We start from the raw sequence: 20,862 nt of genomic DNA, 5'->3' as shown, positions 1-20,862 counted from the left end.
CCCTTGACGGCTTCGGTGCCGCCGTTGTTGGTGCGGCCGACGGTGAAGTACGCCAGGAACGGTGCGCGCCACTGTCTCAACGTCCGGCCGAGGCGGGGGATCTCGGGATCGGGCACAAGGGGAACGAGGCCAGGACGTGCTCGGCGATCCGTCGCCCCTGGGTCAGGTCCTTGCGGCGGAACGCAGAGTGCAGCTCCACGGGGGCGACCCACGCGACGAGGACCTCCACGTGGGCCTCGTGGGCGTCGATCGCGGGCACGATCCGGCCCGTTGCCGCTCGGTCAACCGCTCGACCCCGCAGCGGAGGGCCAGCCTGATTCCGTACAACGGGTCACCCTTACGCCCACGGGGGCCGAGGGTCTGCTGCTGCACACGACGGCAGACCCAGTCGAGGCCTGCCCGCCGAGCTTGACAATGTGGAATGCATCGACGACAGCGACCGCGTCCTCAAGTTCGTCCTCGATGGCGTTCATGTACCCCCTGGAACGGGTCGAGCGTCGCCACCTTCACCTTGGTTGGGCTGGCGGCTGCCGGCACTTGAGGTCGATCACCAGGTGGGAAAACCATTCGGCGTATCCATCGACCAGTGCGGTCTCGGCGGCTAAGCGGGCCCGCCGTGCGCGGTCCAGCGAGTCAGGCACGTCGTGCGGCAACTCGTCCCAGGCCGGGGCTCTGCCAAGGGGATCCTGCAGCACCGCCAGAGCAAGGGTTTTCGTCTAGGACGCGGACTTCACGATCTTCCGTCGGCCTCGTTGTGATCGATTGCCACGGCCCGACCGGCGACCACCGGCCCGTCGTCGCCGGCGGTCGTCGCCTCGCCGCCCAACCATGCGACGCACGCGCGACCTTTGCGGTCTCCTGTGGTCGACCATCTGCCGAAAGCGGTCCAGCAGCAATCGGGTCGCGGCGTCGGAGGCGGCAGGCTTGCTACTTAAACGTGCATTGGTCAGCTCGAAGACCTCCTCGCAGGTCACCACCCGCTCCCGCGCGGGCACTGCCGCCGCCAAGCAGTTGAGCATCGTGGTCTTGCCGGCCTGCGTGCCTCCGGCGACGAGCACGTTGAGGCCCGACACCACCGCCGCCTCGAGGAAGGTCGCTGCCTGCCGGGTCAGGGTGCCGAGCCGCACGAGGTCGTCGAGGTGGTCGGCCTTGACGACGAACTTGCGGATGTTGACGTGCCAGTGCTCGTGGGTGATGTCGGGATCACCACGTGCAGCCGCGACCCGTCCGGCAGCATGGCGTCGACGAAGGGCGAGCTCAGGTCGACGCGCCGCCCCGAGCTGCGCAGCATCCGCTCGACGAGGTCACGCACCTCGCCGTCGGTGAGGATCGTCGTCGTCAGCTCGCTCACCCCGCCGCGCGCGACGAACACCTGCGACGGGGCGTTGATCCAGATCAACGATCGGCTACCACATAGAGTGGTCACGTGAGGACAGCGATATACACCCGCATCAGCCGTGACGAGGCGGGCGACGGCCTCGGCGTCCAGCGTCAGGAGGCTGACTGTCGTGCGCTGTGCAAGCGCCGCGGCTGGACCGTCACCGGCGTCTTCACCGATAACGACACGTCCGCCTACTCCGGCCGCAAACGCCCGCGCTACACCGCCCTGAGCGATGCCATCTCGCGGGGCGCCGTCGACGTCGTGGTGGCGTGGGCTCCCGAGCGACTGCACCGCTCACCACGCGAGCTCGAGGACTTCCTGGAGCTCCTCGAACGCAGTGGGTGTGTCGTGGAGACAGTCAAGGCGGGCGCATGGGATGTCTCAACCAGTCATGGCCGACTGGTAGCCCGCATGCTGGGGGCGGTTAGCCGGGCCGAAAGCGAACGGACCGGGGAGAGGGTCAGTCGCGCTCACCAGCAGGCCAAGGCCAACGGGCGTTGGCGTGGGCCTATCCCCTTTGGGATGCGGGCGTCCAACGTGCCGGGCCTCCCCGAGTCCGACCCTCAGCAGGCCTTGGTGGTTGTTGACATTCTCACCCGTGTCCGACGCGGTGACGCGTTGACCAAGATTGCCAGCGACCTCAACGTCCAAGGCGTCCTCCCCCGCCGCGGAAAGGCTTGGACCCACTCCGGGATCGCCCGCCTCATCGCCTGCCCGGCTCTCGGCGGTCTCGTTGACGTGGACGGCGAGCTCCACGAGGCTGCGTTCGAGGGCGTCGTGGCCCCCGAGGACTGGCGTAGTGCGCGAGCCGCCGTCCGCCGTCGCCCTCGCAGTGAGTGGTCACGCCCTCGCGACTCCCTGAGCCTCCTGGGCGGCATTCTGACCTGCGACGAGCACGGGACCACCTGTTTTGCCGGGTCCACGGGACCGACGCGGACCTACGGGTCTGTCGTGCCAGGGCGCTGCTTCGTGAGCATGAGCCGCCGTGCCGCCGACGCCATCGTGACGAACCTTGTGATCGAGCGCCTGCGACTGCCCGACGCAGCCGAGCTGTTCCGCCCCCACACCAATGGGGACGCGCTAGATCGACAGATCGCCGAGCATCGACAACGCCGCGAGGAAATTGCCGACCTCCTGGCCGAGGGCCTCCTCAGCGCCGCCACCGCCCGGCCTCGGCTGGCCGACATCGCGGAGGCACTCGGCGAGCTGGAGTCACGCCGCTCCCCCACCCTCATCTCTGCCGAGGACCTCATCGACCCCGCCGCAGCGTGGGAGACCTGGACGACCACCCAGCGCCGGGAAGTCATCCGAATCCTGTTCAGCCGACTTGCGATCCGCCACGTCGGCCACAAGAACGGGCCACGGGCGGTCCCCTCCCGCCTCGTCCTTCGATGGAGCACGGAGCCTGGTGCTGAGGTCGGCGAGAACGTCACGTCTTAGGAGGGGTTCTGGCTGACGAACCCACGATTGGTGCACACGTGAACCGGCGTTCCGGGTGAGCGGGAGCGACGGCCGCGGCGGTCTCGCAACCCTGAGGTCTCTCGACGTCAAGACGGCATGTCCCGTGACCCGAGCGGACTCCTTGACACGAGTGTCAAAGGAGCGGTTGAGTCGGTGTCATTAGTTCTGCTGAAGCGCGTCTCGACGCTGACGGAAGCACGGAACGTGCGTCACGCCCAAATCCCTTCGTTAGCAGGCTTGGCGGGAAGCGAGCAGTCATGGGACGTCTAGTTGAGATGTTGGCCCGCGGGGGGCGTGCCGCCGCGGTCGCCGCATTGGCAATGACCGTCTCCCTGGGACTGTCCCTGGGCCCAGCGTCGGCGGTATCAGCAGCCATGGAATCTGGCGCGGGTGCGACGGTCCTTACTGGCGGGGGCCCCTGGATAAAAGTAACGGCCGGGGTGGGTTTTCACACCTGCGGGATCCAGTCCGACCACACCCTGTGGTGTTGGGGGTACAACCTCTACGGGCAGCTCGGGGTCGGGGACACCGTCAACCGGGACGTGCCGACCCAGGTCGGGACCGCCACCACCTGGGCCAGCGTGACCGCCGGATACTACTACACCTGCGGGATCCGGACCGACCACACCCTGTGGTGCTGGGGGAACAATCTCACTGGGCAGCTCGGGGTCGGGGACACCGTCAACCGGGACGTGCCGTCCCAGGTCGGGACCGCCACCACCTGGGCCAGCGTGACCGCCGGGTCTTCCCACTCGTGCGGGATCCGGACCGACCACACCCTGTGGTGCTGGGGGAACAATCTCACTGGGCAGCTCGGGGTCGGGGACACCGTCAACCGGGACGTGCCGACCCAGGTCGGGACCGCCACCACCTGGGCCAGCGTGACCGCCGGGACTTTCCACTCGTGCGGGATCCGCAAGAGTCACAGACTCTGGTGCTGGGGGAATAATTTTCCATGGGGGCAGCTCGGTCTGGGGGACCCACAGTCACCCCGCCGCTTATTGCCGCAACAGGTTGGGACCGCCACCACCTGGGCCAGCGTGAACGCCGGGGACTCCCACACCTGCGGGATCCAGTCCGACTACACCCTGTGGTGTTGGGGGTACAACCCTGACGGGGAGCTCGGGGTCGGGGACACCACCCCCCGGGATGTGCCCACCCAGGTCGGGACCGCCACTACCTGGGCCAGCGTGACCGCCGGGTACTCCTACACCTGCGGGATCCGGACCCACCACACCCTGTGGTGTTGGGGGTTCAATCACGAGGGGCAGCTCGGGGTCGGGGACACCATTAGGAGGTACAGTCCTATCCGCGTCGGGTGACATAGGTCGGCCCCACCCACCCTCGCCACGAAGGCTCCCATGGCCAGGTCTCCGATCTATGTCTCCGTGTTCCTCTGACGACTTGAGCCAGACGAGCTTCGCGGAGACGTTGGCGAGGTCGGTGGTGTTGGCGGCGAGGGCGGCGTAGGCCGAGGAGCCGTGGGTGGCGACGGCGAGGGATGCCAAGTCGCCCGGTCCGGGGGACGCGACTGTCCTTGGGTTAGATTGCGTCTTGACCCCACTGAATATGCGGAGGAGGATCCTCACCTCTGCTCGTGGGCTACCCCAGAGCGACGTCAGCGCACGCCCGGGTCGGTCGGACCCGGGTTGTCGGTGATTGCCGCCCTCCCTGTGAACGCGATGAGGAATCGAGGACTCATGGGACGTTTGGGCACAATTGAATCGCCCCAGGTTTGATGCCGCTCCTGTTTGAGTCCAGGAGGATGAGCACATGCCCAAGTTGATCGATCCCGAGCTGAAGGCTCGAGCGGTACGTCTGGAGCTGGAACACCGAGCCGAGTACCCCACGCTGACTGCTGCCCTGGACGCGGTGGCCCGGCAGGTCGGTGTCGGCAAGGAGAGCCTGCGCCGGTGGGCGGCCCAGGCTGACGTTGACACCGGCCGCCGCGACGGCGTGACCAGCGAGGAGCTGGACGAGATCCGCAAGCTCAAGGCCGAGAACCGGCGCTTGCGCGAGGACGTCGCTGTCCTCAAGGCCGCGACGAGTTTCTTCGTGGGGAAACTCGACCCCCGCAACCGCTGATCATGGGATTCATCGACACCCTGCGCAGCGAGGGCCACGCGGTCGAGTCGGTCTGTCGGGTCCTGCGCGAGCAGGGCTGCCAGGTCGCCACGCGGACCTACCGGGCGTGGCGCCGAGCCCGGCCTGCAGCCCGGACCTTGAGCGACGCCGTCGTCGTCGACGTCGTGCGGGACCTTGCGTGGACCATCGACGCGCGGGGCCGCCGGAAGCTGGCCCGAGAGGGGTTGTACGGGCGGCGGAAGATGACCGCGATGGTCCGTCGCAGCGGCCACCCCGACGCGAGCCCGGGGTCGGTCGACCGGGCCATGAAAGTGTTAGGCCTCAGCGGTGTTCGCCGCGGCCGGGCCCTGCGGACCACGATCCCCAGCAAGGACGGGACCCGTGCGGGCGACCTGCTCAACCGGGACTTCACCGCGGCCGCACCGAACCGCGCCTGGGTCACCGACTTCACCTACTGCCGCACCTGGGCCGGGTTCGTGTACGTCGCGTTCATCGTCGACGTCTTCTCCCAACGCATCGTCGCGTGGCACGCCTCGACGTCGAAGCAGACCGACCTGGTCATGACCCCGCTGCGGATGGCATTGTGGCAGCGCGACCGTGACGGCCATCCTGTCCCTCGACCTGTCGCTCAGGGTGAGGGCCTGATCCACCACTCGGACGCCGGGTCGCAGTACACGTCGCTGAAGCTGACCGAGCACCTCGCGCTCGAGGACATCTGACCCTCGATCGGCAGCGTCGGCGACGCCTACGATAACGCGCTCATGGAGTGCATCAACGGCCTGTACAAGACCGAGTGCATCCGCACGACCGTGTTCCACGACGGCCCGTACAAGACCATCGCCGACGTCGAGTACGCCACCGCCGGCTGCGTCGCCTGGTACAACTACAGGCGCCTGCACAGCTCGCTTGGCTACATCACCCCGATCGAGTACGAGGCCGCCCACTACGCTGCCCTCAAGCTCGAGCCGCAGCCCGTATGAGAGCGGCAGAGAACCTAGGGCGATTCAAAGTGCTCTAACGATCGAAGTCTTCGGACATCCCGGGTGGCTCGCGGCTTTGGGGGGTCACCGGTGCGTTCGTCGGGGATTGACGGTGGGGGTGGGCAGGGGTTGACTGTAGGGCGCAGCGGGGCCCTAACGGGGCGGAGGTCGATGTGGACGTTACCCGGGGTGCTGGTCCGCGGCGCGGGCCCCGACGGAACGCCCAGCACTGGGTGCTGGTGTTCGTAATGGCGCTGGGGCTGGCGGTGACTGCTGTCCTCCCTACAGGCGAGGCGGTGGCCACCGGGACGCTGGACTCGACGAGCGCCTCACCGATTGTCCCGTCGACCGTCAGCCCGGCCGTTCGGGCCGTGACCGACTGGCCGCAGTTCCAGGGCAACTCGGGGCACACCGGTGTTGCCGGTCCGGATGCCACTCTCACCCCGTCGGCCCTGAAGAGCATGAAGCCGGTGTGGTACCAATCGGTTGATGCTCCCAGCGAGTATGACGCTCCGGTCGTAGCCGATGGGATGGTCTACTCCGCGACCAGGGGAGGTGTCGTTGCCTTCCGGGTCACCGACGGCGCCCTCGTCTGGCAGGCCCATCTGACCGACCCAATCTCCAACCAAGACGCATACTCGGTGACTACTCCGGCGGTAAACAAGGGCGTCGTGGTCGTGGCCGGCTTCGCCTACATCGGGCGACGGCCACACGGGCTGGTCTTCGGGGTTGACGCACTGACGGGTGCGGTCAAGTGGCGCAGGGCGTTACCCCATCCGGTCTTCACGGCGCCCACGGTCGTCCACGACGCCGCCCTCGTCATGGCCTTCGGCGGCCCGTTGTTCAAGCTTCGCCTGGGCACCGGGACTCTGCTGTGGACCGCCGACGTGGCCGCCGGCACCGAGGTGGCGGGGTCGTCCGCACCGGTCGTCGACGGAGACAGGGTCGTTGTCGCGGTCCCTGCCGGCCCGCTCGGTGGCGTCGCCCACCTGACCGCTGTCGACCTGCACACCGGCGCCAACGTCTGGGCCGTGCCGCTGTGCTCAGGCCCCTCCGAGGGAGAGGACAAGCCGCTCGTTGCTCGCAACGGGGTGATCTACACAGGTTGTTTCAACGGGGACTTCCGTGCCGTCAAGGCTCGCACCGGGGTCACACTGTGGCAGACGAACATCGCACCGACCCTCGGCTACTGGCCCTTCGTCGTCACCCCCACCCGCCTGATCGCGCAGACCCCCCGGGTGACTGCCCTGGACCGCGCCACCGGCGCCGTCGCGTGGCGAGACCCGCCGAGCACTCCCGTCATGTACGACGTCGCCCCGGTGGTGGTCGGGGACACCGCGATCATCGCCGACGCCACCGGTCTGACCCTGCGATCCGTGGTTGACGGGTCGGGCCTCGGCAGGCTGCCGCTGGGGGACTTCCCTGGGCACCGGGCTGTCGCCGAGGGCCACATCTTGGTCGCCGTACCCTCCGCCAGCTCTGTCTCCCGGACGCTTATCGCGTTCGCCCCCGCTCGTTGACCAGGGCGGAGGGGGGATGGGGAACGGCCGGAGGCAGGGGCGCACGCTATCAGCTCGTCGCTGATCTCCAAGGGCCCGTTGCAAACTACCTGAGCCACTCGGCGCTGCCCAGCCGAACTCGCCCGCAGCTTCGATAGGAGCGGCCCCGCATCCGGTTGAGCCCCGCCGCATTGGGAGCCAGCAGCGCGACTCAGTCGGGTCTGAAAGGAAGACTCCACCGTGACCGTTAGATGTGCCTGTCGTCACCGCCGCCGCCGTCGTCACGCTCGACGATGGGTTTCGTCGAGTTCTCTGGCCCCACCTGCCGTCAGGCGGATTCCAGTCAACGTCGCAACTCCAACGGTGAGTGGAGGTTGCGGTGGAGGAAGCGGTGGAACTAGGACGGCGTCCGAGGCGGCGTCGTCCAGGGGGTGGGGCGACGGACAAGCAGGCACAGTTCGTCCGGTTGATCGAGCAGGGCGTCAGCAACTCCGAGGCGTGCCGCATCGTCGGAATCAACCGCCGGACCGGGACACGCTGGCGGTTTGGGCGCACGATCGCGGACACGGCCGGCCTGCCGGTGCACTATCCCCCCGTGACCATCCCGAGAGCACCCCACGTGCGGCACCCGAGGTACCTGTCCGCTGCGGAGCGGCTGACCATCGCCGACCTGCACCGGGAGGGGAGGAGACTGTGCGAGATCGCCACGGTGATCGGGCGCAGCACGTCCACGATCAGCCGTGAGTTGCGCCGCAACGCGGACCCGGCGACGGGCCGGTACCTGCCCGCCACCGCGGACAAGCTGGCCACCGCCCGGGTCGCCCGTCCCCGCCAGCGGCGGGTCGCTGAGGATGCCGAGCTGCATGCCGTGGTCGTCGAGCTGTTAGGCAAGCGGTGGAGCCCGCAGCAGGTCGCGCACGAGCTGCGGGCGCGGTTCCCCGACCAGCGGTCACGGCAGCTGTGCACCGAGACCCTCTACCAGGCCATCTACGACGTGAGCGTCGAGGTGACCCGCCCGGCGAAACGGCGTCGGCGTCGGCGCCGTCGGCGGATCCTTGGGCTGGAGCGTCGGGGCCGGCTGACGGGGATGACGATGATCGCTGACCGCCCGACGGAGGTCGAGGACCGGGTGCAGGTTGGGCACTGGGAAGGTGACTGCATCATGGGCGCCGGGAACCGGTCAGCCATCGGCACGCTCGTCGAGCGGCGCACCCGGTTCCTCCTGCTGATCCACGTCCCGCTCGAGCAGCCCACCGCCCAGGCCATCCGCGACGGGATCTGCGCGGCCATGGCCGAGCTGCCAGCTCAGCTGCGGCGGTCGGTGACCTGGGACCAGGGCAAGGAGATGGCGCTGCACGCTCAGGTCACCGCGACCATCGGCATCGACATCTACTTCTGCGACGCCCACTCCCCGTGGCAGCGCGGCACCAACGAAAACACCAACGGCCTGCTGCGTGACTACTTCCCCAAGAGCACCGACCTCGGCCCCGTCACGGTCGACGACCTTGCCCGCGTCGCCGACGAGATCAACCACCGACCCCGCAAGACCCTCGACTGGGCCCGACCAGCCGACCTGCTTCACGACGCCATCCACGCTGTCGTCCTCGGCGACGGGACCCAGGCCGTGGTCGTCGCGCAAGCGCCCGGGCGCACCAGCGTCTAGCCCCAGAAGATCGCCGTCGGATCGAGGTCGACCTCCGTCAAGAGCTCCTCCAGCTGCCGCGTGGGCGGCACGAGGTCGTACGCGTGGAAGCGCAGATTCCGGTCGCGCCAGTACAACGACCATCGACCCGTGCTCTGGGTGTACCGCAACCGAGCAAGCGGGTGCCGCGTCCACTCCGTGCTGTCGCCCGCCCACGGGGCTCGGCACTCCACGACTGTCAGGTGCCGCGGTGCCACGTCGACCTCGATCCGCACCTGGTCACGCACCCGGTCGGGCACCCGGGCCCGACACCACCGCTGCACCCGCGCAACGTCCAGCTCCGGCACCGTCATCCCGCTAGTCTGCGACCATCACGTTGCGACGTTGACTGGAATCCGCCGGGGGTCAGTGGGACACCGCGTCCAGCACCCCGCACACCCAGCACCCGGAATGGTTGATCCACTCGTCCGTCGGATACCCGCGTGGGAAATCCCTTCGGCTCGACTCCCGGGTCGACCAGGGCCAGGGCGAGAGCGTCGTGGGCGTTTGCCGCGGCCCTGTCGATCTTGCGGCACGGTCGGGCGTGTAGGACGCCCCGCCCCGGGCGGTGCGGCGGCTTACCTAAGGAGGAGCTCGGCGCCTCCGGGGGGTCGATGGGGACGGAGCGGAACTGGCCCCAGCTGACAGGCCGAGTCGGCTGCACTTGCCCCCGACCCGGGACTGGGCGGGTCATCGGCGGCTGACTGAGTCCCGCTGGGTGGTGGGCTTCGAGGTGGTCCTCGATGCCTACTGACCGCTGGTGATCGCGGCTGGTTCAGTATGGCTGGCGGGGACGCGGTCTGGATAGAGCATGGCCATGGAGGCGTCGGAGAGGTAGCGCCGCTCGTCGGTCTGCCATTCGTCATGGGTGTCGGCCAGTACTGCGCCGGTGAGGCGGATCACGGCGGCCTCGTTGGGAAAGATGCGGACAACGCGGGAGCGTCGTTTGATCTCTTTGTTCAGACGTTCGAGGGGGTTGGTCGACCAGATCTTCTGCCAGTGCGCCCGCGGGAACGTGCTGAACGCCAGGACCTCGGCCTTGCTGTCGTCCATCAGCGGCCCGATCTTGGGGAACCGGGTGGCGAGCTGGTCTCGGACCTGGTCCCACGTGGTGGCCATCGCGGCCCCGTCGGGTTGGGCGAAGATGGTGCGGAACACCGCAGCGACCATCTCGACCTGTCCTTTGCGGACGTGGGCGAGCAGGTTGCGGGCGAAGTGGACCCGGCACCGCTGGTGCGAGACCCCCTGGAAGCTGGGCTTGAGGGCGGCGACGAGGCCGGAGTGCTGGTCGGAGATGACCAGCCGCACCCCGGCCAGGCCGCGCTTCTTCAACCCGGTCAGGAAGGCCCGCCAGAACACCTCGTCCTCGCTGTCGCCGACGTCGAGGCCGAGGACCTCGCGGCGGCCGTCGGCGGTGACCCCGGTCGCGACGACCACGGCCTTCGACACGACCTGCCCGCCCGCGCCGGGCTGGGACCGCACGTGCAGGTACGTCGCATCCAAGTAGACGTAGGGGAACGCGGTGTGGTCGAGGCGGCGGGTGCGGAACGCGCCGACGGCTTCGTCGAGGCCGACGCAGATCCTCGAGACCTCGGACTTGGAGATCCCGGACGCACCGTGCGCGACGACGAGATCGTCGACGGCGCGGGTGGAGACTCCGTGGACGTAGGCCTCCATCACGACGGCGTACAGCGCCTGGTCGATCCGGCGCCGGGGCTCGAGGATGGAGGGGAAGAACGACCCGGCCCGCAGCTTCGGGATCCCGAGCTGGACGTCGCCGGCCTTGGTGGTCAGCATCCTCGGGCGGTGCCCGTTGCGTTCGGTGGTGCGGCCTTCGGTGCGTTCGTAGCGGCCGGCGCCGATGACCTCGGCCGCTTCGGCTTCGATCAGTTCCTGCAGGACCAGGCGCACGGATTCACGGATCAGGTCGACGCCGTCACCGGCGCGGAAGGCGTCCACCAAGTCGGACACGGCAGACGCAGGACTTGGCCATCGGTGAGCTCCTCGGGTAAGTACTTGGCGGTACACACCGAAGATCTCGCCGATGGCCGCCCTCATCCTGAAGGCGCACCGCCAGCCCTCAAACCCCACCACCCCACGGGACTCTGACCGGCGGCTTCGCCGAACGCGTTGACCAGATGCGCTGCGGGGGCATACCGCTCCCGCCGGCCCTGCTCGCGCGCGGCGAGGCCGAACCCGATCAGCAGGTGCGGCTTGCCCCGTGCCCTCGAGCCTTTACGCGTGTTCGGGAGGAATGGGCACTGGACCGCGGGTCGGGTGAAGAGTTTACTGGGACGACTCGGAGAACCCCGTGCTGCGATGCGGGGGCAGGGGCGAGGGGTCGGTCGCGGCGGCGGCCCTTGTGGGTGGTCCAATCCGTCGTGGGAGCGAGGACGACATGCTGCGTCGGGAATTTATACACAGCTGGGGGGCGCGGGCCCGCGCGGCGTCGGTCCTAGCGGTGCTTACGCGAACGGTGACAGCGGTGACCGTGATGGTGCTGGCGTCGTCGATGATGGCCTCGGCGGCGGGGAATACAACCACGACGGGGAGAACGCCCTCGGCGGCACCGGCCGCCGCCAGTAGTTCGTGGCTCAGTGTCGGCGCCGGCGGTCAACACACCTGCGGCATCCGCACCGACCGCACCCTGTGGTGCTGGGGGTGGAACTCGAACGGTGCCCTCGGGGTGGGCGACACACTCGACCGCAACGTTCCGACTCAGGTCGGCACGGCCCGAACCTGGGCCAGCATCACGGGCGGGTCGTACTCGACGGACCACGCCTGTGGGCTGCGTACCGACCACTCCCTGTGGTGCTGGGGAGGGAACGGCTCCGGTCAGCTGGGGCTGGGCGACACCCGGGACAGGCCGGTCCCGGCCCGGGTCGGGACGGCCACGTGGGAACGGGTCACCGCGGGCGACAACCACACGTGCGGTATCCGCACCGACCACACCCTGTGGTGCTGGGGACGGAACATCTACGGGCAGCTCGGAGTCAAGGACCAGTTCGACCGGAGTGTGCCGGTTCAGGTCGGCGTCGGAGCGTCCTGGGCGACCGTCACCGCCGGACTCTGGCAGACCTGCGCCATCCGCACCGGTCAACTGTGGTGCTGGGGAGGCAACTTCGCTGGGCAGCTCGGGCTCGGTGACACCCACCGGCGTCTGGCCCCGGTCCGGGTAGACAAGACCGCGACGTGGGCGTCCGTCGACGCCGGCGGCTTCTTCACCTGCGGAACCCGCACCGACCGCACCCTGTGGTGCTGGGGCGACAACCAGGCCGGACAGATCGGGGTCGGCCCCCCCACGCCACCCTTCCATGTGCTGCTGCCGACCGTAGTTCGGGCGGCCGCGGCCTGGGCCAGCGTCGACGGCGGCGGCTTCTTCACCTGCGGGATCCGTACCAACGCCACCCTGTGGTGCTGGGGCGACAACCAGGCCGGGCAGCTCGGGGCCGGCGACATCCTGGACCGGAGCGTGCCCACGCAGGTCGGCACCACGTCCGACTGGTCCAGAATCAGCGGCGGGCACCCACACGTATGCGGGATCCGCGTAGACGCCAGCCTCTGGTGCTGGGGGTCCAACCAGTTCGGCCAGCTCGGACTGGGGGACAACACCGACCGCGGCGTACCCACCAAGGTCACCGGTTAGTTGTGTCACCGGCTACGTGTACTACCCGGGAGGTTGCCCACCAGGGTGTTCGGACGCCACCCCTAGCTCCCGACCTGCTCCGCGGCGGTACGGCTCATTTAGACCGCCGGTGATGCACCAGCCACCCCGAAAGCGGGCGTGAGGTCCGTTGACACCCGTGTCTGTGGAGCGGGACAGTGGTCAGCGCCGATCCCGGATCGGGACGCCTCGAAACTAGTGGCGCCGGGGTCCGTGACGTGCAGGCGGGAATAGCCGCGACTTCATCGTTCGGCTGACCTGGCGAGAAGCGAGGAATCATGAACCTGTTTGGCGCAAGCTGGTGCAAGCGGGTAGGAGCCACGACGGTCCCCTCGGTGGTCGCGTTCATCGCGGCTGCGGTGCTGGCGGTGACGGGCCCTCCCGCCATGACCCTGACCGCCGTAGCCGCCGGCCCGGTCGCGTTGGACGTCGGTCCCATCTCGACGCCGGCCGACGCCCGCGGCGGGCCGTGGGTCAGCGTGTCCGCAGGGATGTTCCACACGTGCGGGGTCCGCACTGACCACAGTCTGCGGTGTTGGGGGATCAACATCGACGGGGAGCTAGGAATCGGGAAACCACCGTCCATCAAGCGGGTCGTGCCCAGCCAGGTGGGTGCCAGCGCGAACTGGGCCAGCGTCTCTGCGGGATCCGACCACACGTGCGCCATCCGCACGGACCGCTCCCTGTGGTGCTGGGGGTTCAACACCGCCGGGCAGCTGGGATTGGGCCGGCGGCCCTTTGAGGTCGACGTGCCGATACAGGTCGATACGGCCGCCTGGGCCGGTGTCTCCGCCGGCGGTGGCCACACCTGTGGGGTGCGCACCGACCACACCCTGTGGTGCTGGGGGCTCAACAACGACGGCCAGCTCGGCTCGGGAGGGTCCCGAATCGTCACCAAATGGGTCCCGACCCAAGTCGGAACCGGCCGGATCTGGGCCAGCGTCTCCTCGGGCACCTTCGCCACGTGTGGCCTTCGACTGGACCACACCCTGTGGTGCTGGGGGAACAACGACCACGGCCAGCTCGGGCTGGGCGACACCACTAAGCGCCAGTTCCCCCACCAGGTGGGCACGCTGACCAGTTGGGAGCGCCTCGACGTCAGCGGCGGCGGCGTCTGCGCGATCCGCGCCGACGCGACCCTGTGGTGCTGGGGGGCCAACCCGTACGGGCAGCTGGGCCAGGGGGACCTGATCGACCACGCCGTGCCGACCCAGGTCGGGACCGCCACCTGGTCCGATGTCGCCTCAGGGTTGTTCCACACGTGCGGGATCCGCACTAACGACACCCTGTGGTGCTGGGGCCTCAACGACTTTGGGGCACTCGGGGTCGGCGACACCATCGACCGGGGCGTGCCGACCAAGGTCGGGACCGAGGACGACTGGGCCGACGTCTCGGTGTATGGCGAGTACGGGTGCGCCACCAGCCGCAGCGGCAGCCTGTGGTGCTGGGGACTGAACAACCCGTTCGGTCAGCTCGGGACCGGGGACACCCGCAACCGCCACCGGCCCGTGCGCGTCGGCTGACCCAAGCCCCGCCCAGGTGCTCACCGAAGGGAGGGAGGGCTATACGTGCTGCCGGCTTCCTCCCCGGCGCGGGCCAAGGCCCTCCGGAGGTGCGCCGACGGATCCCGGGCTCCGCCAAAACCGACGAGCCCGTTGACGGCACCGCCGCCGTCCTCACCCAGATCATTGATACCCCCGCCAGCAAGGAGTTCACAGACTGGGGGCGATGACCCGCCCCGAGCAGACCCCCGGCAGACCGGCCCACCGGGTCTCCCGGGGACAACTGAACCAGGCCTAAGGAGGACGACCGATGCGGCATGCCCTACAGAGCGGTCTGATGGGTCCGGGGTCATTCCTCTCGACCTGGAGTAAGGAAGAATAGTGCTTATGAGTGCCGTCACAGTTGACCTTCCCCGGGTCTCAGGCCGACACCGAAACCGTGCCTTGGCCTCCGTGCGCCGAGCGCAGGCGATTCAGCTAGTGACTGCAGGCCACACCTACAGCAGGTCGCCGACCGGATGGGCTACAGCAACCGCGGCACGGTCCACCGACTAGTCCGCAACGCCATGGAGAAGGAGACAGCCGACTCCGTCTCCGAGCTGCGCTGGCTCGAGAGTGACCACCTCGACGCGCTGCTGCGCGGCGTCTGGGATCAGGCGATGGCTGGGGACATCGCTGCGGTCAGGACGGCCACGAGCATCGTCATGGCGCGGGTCAAGCTCTTCGGGCTCAACGCCACCGAGGTCCAACCGACGGTTACTGGGCGGACCGTGGTGCTGCCCGAGGAGCGCGCGGCCCTCGCGCTCGACTGAGGTGCTTGTCTGTTCGGCGTCGGTGACGGGGTCGGCCAGCCACCGGTAGTAGGGCTGAGGGTGATCTTCAAGACCCGGCACGTCACCGCCACGGGCACCCTCACGGGGGCGCCCGGCGCGGCCAGCTCACGGGCGAGCGGGTACCTCTGTAATGGTTCCGGCTGGCCTGTGGCCGGCTGCGAGGCTGGAGCCTCGGCCGACGGCAGTGACCCAGGCGTACCTCTGACCCACGTGATGTGGTGTCTTGAAAATGACCCGTCCTGTCCTCGCGGTGAGTGCGGGCGAGGGCGCCGCCGGGGCGCTCGACCGGGTCTGTCGTCTCTCGCGCGGGGTCCTCGCCGACGAGCTCGCCGCCTGCCTGGCCGATGCCCGCGCCGGGGCCAGCCTGCCCGTGGCCCTGCAGGGTCTGGCCGACCGCACCGGCCTGGCCAGCCTGGCGCGGTTCGTCGACGGCATGGTCGTCGCCGTCGAGCGGGGGACGCCCCTCGCCGAGGTCCTGCGCGCCCAGGCCCAGGACGTGCGCGAGGCCGGCCGGCGTCAGGTCATGGAGGAGGGAGGCCGCAAGGAGATCGCCATAATGATGGCAAGCGTCCACATTTACCTGTTTTAAAGCAGGATCCGGCTCTCAGGGGCGGAAGTGAGGCCAGGTCGGCACGTACTCGACAGCGCCGGTAGGGGCTGGACCCAATGCCCTGCGCGCGCCACGCTGTTGATCTCTGCGCAGCACGAGTCGGGCGCATAACATAGTATCCCGAACCATAAGATGGGTTCGGTACCTATACTGGGCTAAACTAAGGTAGTTACTCCAGATGGAGCGTTGATCTTCTGAAAGAGGGCTGATTGCGAGCCACTGGTTCAAGAATGCTGATATCCTCAGAGAAGTCGGAAGCAAAAATATCGAAGTAAATTCCAAATAATCGTCGCACCACTGAGAGCAAGTTTATGAAAAGGTGGACCATGGTAGCGTGACCTGCGTCCAGGTCTGCACGTTCGTCGACGTCGCCGCGAGGAAGCCTCGCAGCTGCCCGACGGCGCCGGTCCCGGTGAGCACCTGCGTGCCGATCTGGCGGGCGTAGTCGGCCGCGAGGTCCTCGAGGATGACCCGGTCAAAGGCCGTCCCGGACTGGTCGAGCAGTTGCTGCGACACGACCTGCTTGCCACCGATCGTGACGACCCCGGACGACAGCGCCGCGGTCGTGAGGTCGGTCTGCGACAGCGCGGTGTTTTGCGTCGACTGCGCGGCTGTCGTCGTGCCCGTCAGGACCCTCGGGAGGTTCACGGACGCCCCGCCGTCGGGCAGGTCGGCCCGGTGGAACAGGTCCGCGGTCACGCGACCCGGCCGCGCCAGCTTGATGAACTCGTCGACCAGCCACGCCGGCGGAGCGAACTCGCCACCCGACCCACCGGTGCCGCCCGTGTTGCCCAGGGCCCGCGACTCGAGGCGGTTCTCGGCGTTGTTGCGCCGCAGCTGGTCCATCGCGTGGAAGTCGCCCTGCTGGGCGTGCCGCAGGTCGCGAAAGAAGCTGGGCGAGGTCTCCCCGCCGTGGTACGTCTCCCCGCCCGAGACATGAAAGCGCGCGCTAATGCACGACCCGAGGTCATCTCCCACGGCCACCGTAGCGACCACCACCTGTCACCAGGAGGCCCTCCAAGTCATGCAAGCCTGAAAACGCCGACGCTCGAGCCGACGAGCCTCAGGACCTGGCTGACGCCGGCCGACGGTGGGGTGGTGTCGATGGCTTCGTTGAGCGCACCGGGTACCGATGGCGGGCGTGGTCCAGCACCTCGGCGCCTTACAAGGCACAGGTCGCCTTGGCTGCCGCCGATGCCCTTATCGTCCACAGCTTGTCCAGCCTCGACGACGTGCGCCAAGCGCTCAGCGAACGCGAGATGCAGGAGGGCTCGGGTATGAAGAGAGCGTGGGTCAGTCTGCCCGGGCAGCGCAGCGGCATCACGTGGAACTACTTCCTGATGCTCGCGGGGATCCCCGGTGTTAAGGCCGATCGGATGATCATCGGGTACACGAACCGAGCCCTCGGACGGAGCGTAACGGCCAAGGAGGCGGGCTCGCTCGTCGGGGTGGTAGCGGACCAGCTGGGCGTGTCGCGGACCCTGCTGGACCATGCCATCTGGCGGTTGGAGTCTGGTCGGCCGGTGTTCCTCGACCCGGGCTACGTCGCGAAATCCTGACTGCACACGCTGGCTGCTGTCCCCGTCAGCTTGCCCGCCACGTCTTTGTCTCCCAGTCTCGAGCGGCGAGGATCTCGCGGGTTCGATCTGACAGTTCGGGCGGGGCGTCGTCGTCGTCCGCGCGGTTGCAGGTCTCGTCGCGAAGGATCCTGGCGGCCTCGTGGTGGAGCCCCTCAGCGGTCGCGACCGCCGCGAGGTCCATTCGAGGGATCTCCTCGTCTGGAGCCGCTGCGGCGGCGGTCTCGGCGGCTAGTCGCGCCAGCTGACAGTCACCGGCTTGGAGACTCGAGGTGGTCACGAGGTGGGCGACGTCGACGACGGCGCAGAGCATGTGGTGGTCGAGGCGGTCGCCTTCGTAGAGCCAGTTCCACCCGCCCGGGCGCAGCTGGTCGAAGGGGCGTCCCCGCACCAGTGACAGTGCGTGGCGCAGGTCGTCGATCCCGTCCGGTCCTCGGGTCGTTCCTCGGAGCCGGAGCCGGCGGAAGAGGTCAACGTCGACGAGCAGGTCGAGGACCTGGTAGACGCTGACGCCACGGTCCCGGGCAGCCGGGGTTCGTCGAGCGTCGGGGACGTGGGGTTCTCCCGTGCGGGGGTTCACGCCGAGCCACTCGCGGACCCGGTTGACGTAGTCGCGGGCTTTCGTGGGGCTGACGTCGAACTGGTCCGTGACCTCGTCCGGTGTCGCCCCGTGAGGTCGGGTGGCCAGGAAGGCTAGCACCTCCGTCAGGTAGGCCAGTTGCTTCGTCGGGGCCTCGCCAGCCGCCCGCGCCCACACCGGACCGAGCAGCGCCAGTCGCGGTAGCGGGCAGTCGTCGTCCCACCACATCGCCAGGTCGTCGTCGAGGCTCGGGTCGACGTCCGCCACGGCGTCCCGCACGCGTTCTGGGACCCTGGGAGCGAGGATCTCGAGGTCGCGTTCGGTGGTCGCCCCTGCGTGGAGGTAGTCCTCGTCCGCCTTGTCCAGCACCGACACCGCCGGCTCGTCGTCCTCCCCGTCGGTGCCGGCGTTGGGCTGGGTCTCCCCGCCAGCTGCATCAGCCGACGCGTCGTGTCGCCCGCGGTGGTGCTCGGCGCGCAGTGCCCCGGCGTCGTCCGCCCAGCCCCGCCACCCGTCGCTGGCATCTGCACTGGCCGGCATGGGCTCGTCCTCCACCTCGTGGCTTTGGGCCAGGAGGGCGGCGCAGCCTTGGGCCTCGTCGCTGGTCAGCCCGACCGCGACCAGGTCGAGGCCGGCATGGGGCAGGCTGATCCGCCCGTCCGGTGTGGCCTGCAGCGTCAGCCCCGGGCTTGGGTCAGCGTCTCCGAGCAGGACGACGGAGGTGCCGGTCTGACCGGCGTGCTGGTCGAGGACGTCCAGCAACTGGGAGAGCTGGTCGCCTCGGTATGCCCCCGGACCGGCGGGGGCAGCGTCGTCCTCGTTGGCGTCGTCGGCGTCGTCGGCGTCGTCGGCGTCGTCGGCGTCGTCGGCGTCGTCGGCGTCGTTTGACTCGTTGGTGTCACTGATACGTGATCGGTCGATGAGCAGCAGGCGCGCCGGCCACGGATCAGCCCCGCTCTGGTAGGCCCGGGCGGTGCTGAGGTCGACACCGGCGTCGGTACTGCGCTCGACCAACGTCCGTGCAGCGGTGAGGGTCGCGCCGGCCGGGTCCTGCGATCCGGACGAGGATCCGTCTGGCTGCCGGACGCGGGGGGCGGTGCGGATGTGGATCCTGTCGGTGTTCATGAGGGCGACGTCGTGGGCGACCCCGACGAGGTCGACGTGGACGCGGTGAGACCACGGGTTGCAGGCGATCTCCGCCACCAGGTAGCGCGCGAAGTCCCGTCCGTAGGTGGGGTCGCCCGTGATGGTGAAGGCGAGGTCCTCCAGGTTGAGCAGCCAGACGTGTCCGTCGTCGCCCGTACCGATCGTCACGAGGAGCGGGTAGGGCGCTGGCTGGTCCCTCACGACCGGCCCTACTGCTTCGAGGACGGCGTGCTGCCAACCCTGCTGGTCGTGCTGGTCGTACTGGTCGTCCTGGTCGCGCCGGTCCTGTTCGTCGAGAGGGAGTGTCCAGTGCGTCTGATCGATGCCGACTTCCCACGGGTGGGTGAGGCGAGCTGGAGCGGTCAGGTGGAGGGTGAGGCGGTCGTGGGCCAGTTCGACGGCGGCGAGCTGTGGCATGGGTGTCTGCTTGTGGGCGGCGCGTGCGGCGAGGCGGCGCAGGATGTCGTCGAGGAGCTCGATGTCGCCGCTGCTCGTGCCGCCGACGGCGGCCAGGGTCTTCTCGACCGGAGCCAGCAGTGGGTCCGGGGTGGCGATGGTGCGTCCGGGACGTCGCATCCGGAACTGGGTACGCCGTCGTCGGCGCAGCAGCAGCAGCATCGCCCCGGCAAGGAGGGCTCCCCCACCGGTCAGACCGGTCAGCACCCAGGAGGGGTGTCCCGTCTGATCCTGGTGAGCGGTGTCCGCCCAGTACCCCTCCGCGCGTGGAGAGGCGGCAGTTCGCGCTTGGCTGGGGCTCGCCGTTGCCGACGCCGCGGACGACTGCGAGGGCTGCGCCGCCTCACGTTGTCCGCGGCCAGTGTTTGGGGCTGGTGCTGACCCCTGAAGGGGGTCGGTGACGGGAGGAGCGGCACTTCGCGGTGCCCTTTGCGGTGGCTGTGTCACCTTGGTGGGTGCGACCGCCGTCGGTGCCGCACCCACCTCAGGGGGCGGGATGGTCAGTTCCCACCCGGGCTGGATTAGGTCGGGATCGCGCAGGTGCTGTCCGTCGGGTTGGAGGGTGCCCTGGGAGGCAGTGAAGATCTCGGGGTAGCGGTCGGCCCGACCGAGCTCCTCCAGCGCGATCTGCGACATGGTGTCACCGGGGTGGACGGTGACCTCGTGCCTCTCGCCGAGCGGGGGCCCGTTCCGTGTCGTCGCACGCACGGGGGGAAGTCGCAGGACCTCGCCCACCCGGAGGAACCCGGGGTTAGGTCCGACCACGTCCTCGTTGAGCTGGACGATCTCGTGATACCTGGCGCCGGCACCAAGGTGGTGTTCAGCGATCGACCAGAGCGTCTCGCCGGGCACAACGGTATGCAGACCCTGCCTGGCTACCGGGGTCCGCGCTGACTCAGCGTCAGCCCCCGCGGTGCGCGTCAAGGTCGGGTGCGCGGCTGCGGTCACAGCAGGTGGGGCGCCTGTCTGTAGGGACGCGCGGACGGGAACGTCGTTACCCGAGGTCGGCATGGATAGGGGGTGGAGGGGGGCAGCGAACAGGAGGATGGCTGCTCCGACGAGGCCGTGGGCGGCGGCTTGCGGTAGGTGCAGACCCGGCAGGGGCGGGGCGTGCACTCCGCGTAGACGAGCCACGATCTCGGCGGCGATCGCGCCGGTCAGGAACAGCCAGGCCGCCCACGCCACGATAGTGAGCGCGGCCAGGGCAAGGGTGCCGTCGTCGGGGCTGGTCATCGCCGACCGGACCTGCGCCAGGGTCGGCAGACTGTGCGGCACCGGCGTCGACCCGACCGCGAACAGCGTCACGGGCAACCCCACGACAAGGGCCAGGATCATCACGCACGCCCCGAGGCCGGTCAGCCGCTCTTGCCAGGTCTGGCGGGTCGGCTGGGCAGGGCCGGTGCGCAT

12 protein-coding genes and 3 pseudogenes are annotated in these 20,862 nt (G+C 69.0%); 9 read left to right on the top strand and 6 right to left on the bottom strand.

Annotated features, from left to right (window positions below; genetic code table 11):
* Positions 1 to 76: 76 nt before the first annotated feature.
* Positions 77 to 259 carry a hypothetical protein gene (locus V3N99_21145; GenBank protein ID MEO3939231.1) on the bottom strand — a complete coding sequence of 61 codons (183 nt, stop codon included), beginning with the start codon at positions 257 to 259 and terminating at the stop codon, positions 77 to 79.
* A gap of 688 nt (positions 260 to 947) precedes the next feature.
* Positions 948 to 1,396, bottom strand: a pseudogene (locus V3N99_21140) (ATPase, T2SS/T4P/T4SS family).
* A 30-nt stretch (positions 1,397 to 1,426) separates the two neighbouring features.
* On the opposite strand from V3N99_21140, the gene V3N99_21135 reads away from it, so the two are divergent.
* From V3N99_21135 to V3N99_21120, 4 genes and pseudogenes are all read left to right on the top strand, one after another.
* Positions 1,427 to 2,821, top strand: coding sequence for a recombinase family protein (locus tag V3N99_21135; protein MEO3939230.1), 1,395 nt, complete (start codon positions 1,427 to 1,429; stop codon positions 2,819 to 2,821).
* Positions 2,822 to 4,615: 1,794 nt separating this feature from the next.
* Positions 4,616 to 5,907: pseudogene (locus V3N99_21130) on the top strand (IS3 family transposase).
* 296 nt (positions 5,908 to 6,203) lie between these two features.
* Positions 6,204 to 7,427, top strand: coding sequence for a PQQ-binding-like beta-propeller repeat protein (locus V3N99_21125; GenBank protein ID MEO3939229.1), 1,224 nt, complete (start codon positions 6,204 to 6,206; stop codon positions 7,425 to 7,427).
* Between the two features lie 574 nt (positions 7,428 to 8,001).
* Positions 8,002 to 9,069, top strand: a complete 1,068-nt coding sequence (locus V3N99_21120; GenBank protein ID MEO3939228.1) for an IS30 family transposase — start codon at positions 8,002 to 8,004, stop codon at positions 9,067 to 9,069.
* Here V3N99_21120 and V3N99_21115 read toward each other — a convergent pair.
* Both V3N99_21115 and V3N99_21110 read right to left on the bottom strand, forming a co-directional pair.
* A complete protein-coding gene (locus V3N99_21115) occupies positions 9,066 to 9,401 on the bottom strand; it encodes a DUF3024 domain-containing protein (protein ID MEO3939227.1) in 336 nt (111 codons plus the stop codon). The genes V3N99_21120 and V3N99_21115 overlap by 4 nt on opposite strands.
* A 433-nt stretch (positions 9,402 to 9,834) precedes the next feature.
* Positions 9,835 to 11,058 carry an IS256 family transposase gene (locus V3N99_21110; GenBank protein ID MEO3939226.1) on the bottom strand — a complete coding sequence of 408 codons (1,224 nt, stop codon included), beginning with the start codon at positions 11,056 to 11,058 and terminating at the stop codon, positions 9,835 to 9,837.
* Between the two features lie 523 nt (positions 11,059 to 11,581).
* On the opposite strand from V3N99_21110, the gene V3N99_21105 reads away from it, so the two are divergent.
* From V3N99_21105 to V3N99_21090, 4 genes and pseudogenes are all read left to right on the top strand, one after another.
* Entirely contained in the window at positions 11,582 to 12,733 is a 1,152-nt protein-coding gene (locus tag V3N99_21105; protein MEO3939225.1) for a hypothetical protein, read from the top strand.
* A 353-nt stretch (positions 12,734 to 13,086) separates the two neighbouring features.
* Entirely contained in the window at positions 13,087 to 14,274 is a 1,188-nt protein-coding gene (locus V3N99_21100) for a hypothetical protein (protein MEO3939224.1), read from the top strand.
* A gap of 497 nt (positions 14,275 to 14,771) precedes the next feature.
* Positions 14,772 to 15,065, top strand: a complete 294-nt coding sequence (locus tag V3N99_21095; protein ID MEO3939223.1) for a hypothetical protein — start codon at positions 14,772 to 14,774, stop codon at positions 15,063 to 15,065.
* A 265-nt stretch (positions 15,066 to 15,330) separates the two neighbouring features.
* Positions 15,331 to 15,648, top strand: a pseudogene (locus tag V3N99_21090) (type II secretion system F family protein).
* A 357-nt stretch (positions 15,649 to 16,005) separates the two neighbouring features.
* On the opposite strand, the gene V3N99_21085 reads toward V3N99_21090, so the two are convergent.
* Positions 16,006 to 16,674: a phage major capsid protein gene (locus tag V3N99_21085; GenBank protein MEO3939222.1), complete on the bottom strand. Its 669-nt coding sequence runs from the start codon at positions 16,672 to 16,674 to the stop codon at positions 16,006 to 16,008.
* A gap of 236 nt (positions 16,675 to 16,910) precedes the next feature.
* On the opposite strand from V3N99_21085, the gene V3N99_21080 reads away from it, so the two are divergent.
* On the top strand, positions 16,911 to 17,255 hold the full coding sequence (locus tag V3N99_21080; GenBank protein MEO3939221.1) for a hypothetical protein: 345 nt from the start codon (positions 16,911 to 16,913) through the stop codon (positions 17,253 to 17,255).
* Positions 17,256 to 17,280: 25 nt separating this feature from the next.
* Here V3N99_21080 and V3N99_21075 read toward each other — a convergent pair whose 3' ends face one another.
* On the bottom strand, positions 17,281 to 20,862 hold the full coding sequence (locus tag V3N99_21075) for a LysM peptidoglycan-binding domain-containing protein (GenBank protein MEO3939220.1): 3,582 nt from the start codon (positions 20,860 to 20,862) through the stop codon (positions 17,281 to 17,283).

The sequence above is a fragment of the Dermatophilaceae bacterium Soc4.6 genome, from assembly GCA_039889245.1.
Taxonomy (GTDB): domain Bacteria; phylum Actinomycetota; class Actinomycetes; order Actinomycetales; family Dermatophilaceae; genus Lapillicoccus.
Note: the sequence above shows the minus strand (reverse complement) of the source record. Positions and strands in the feature narration are given on the sequence as shown.

Bases quoted from the DNA above. Each gene is read 5' to 3' on its own strand.
- V3N99_21115 (MEO3939227.1), bottom strand. From the start codon at position 9,401: ATGACGGTGCCGGAGCTGGACGTTGCGCGGGTGCAGCGGTGGTGTCGG.
- V3N99_21105 (MEO3939225.1), top strand. From the start codon at position 11,582: ATGGTGCTGGCGTCGTCGATGATGGCCTCGGCGGCGGGGAATACAACC.
- V3N99_21095 (MEO3939223.1), top strand. From the start codon at position 14,772: ATGGGCTACAGCAACCGCGGCACGGTCCACCGACTAGTCCGCAACGCC.
- V3N99_21075 (MEO3939220.1), bottom strand. From the start codon at position 20,862: ATGCGCACCGGCCCTGCCCAGCCGACCCGCCAGACCTGGCAAGAGCGG.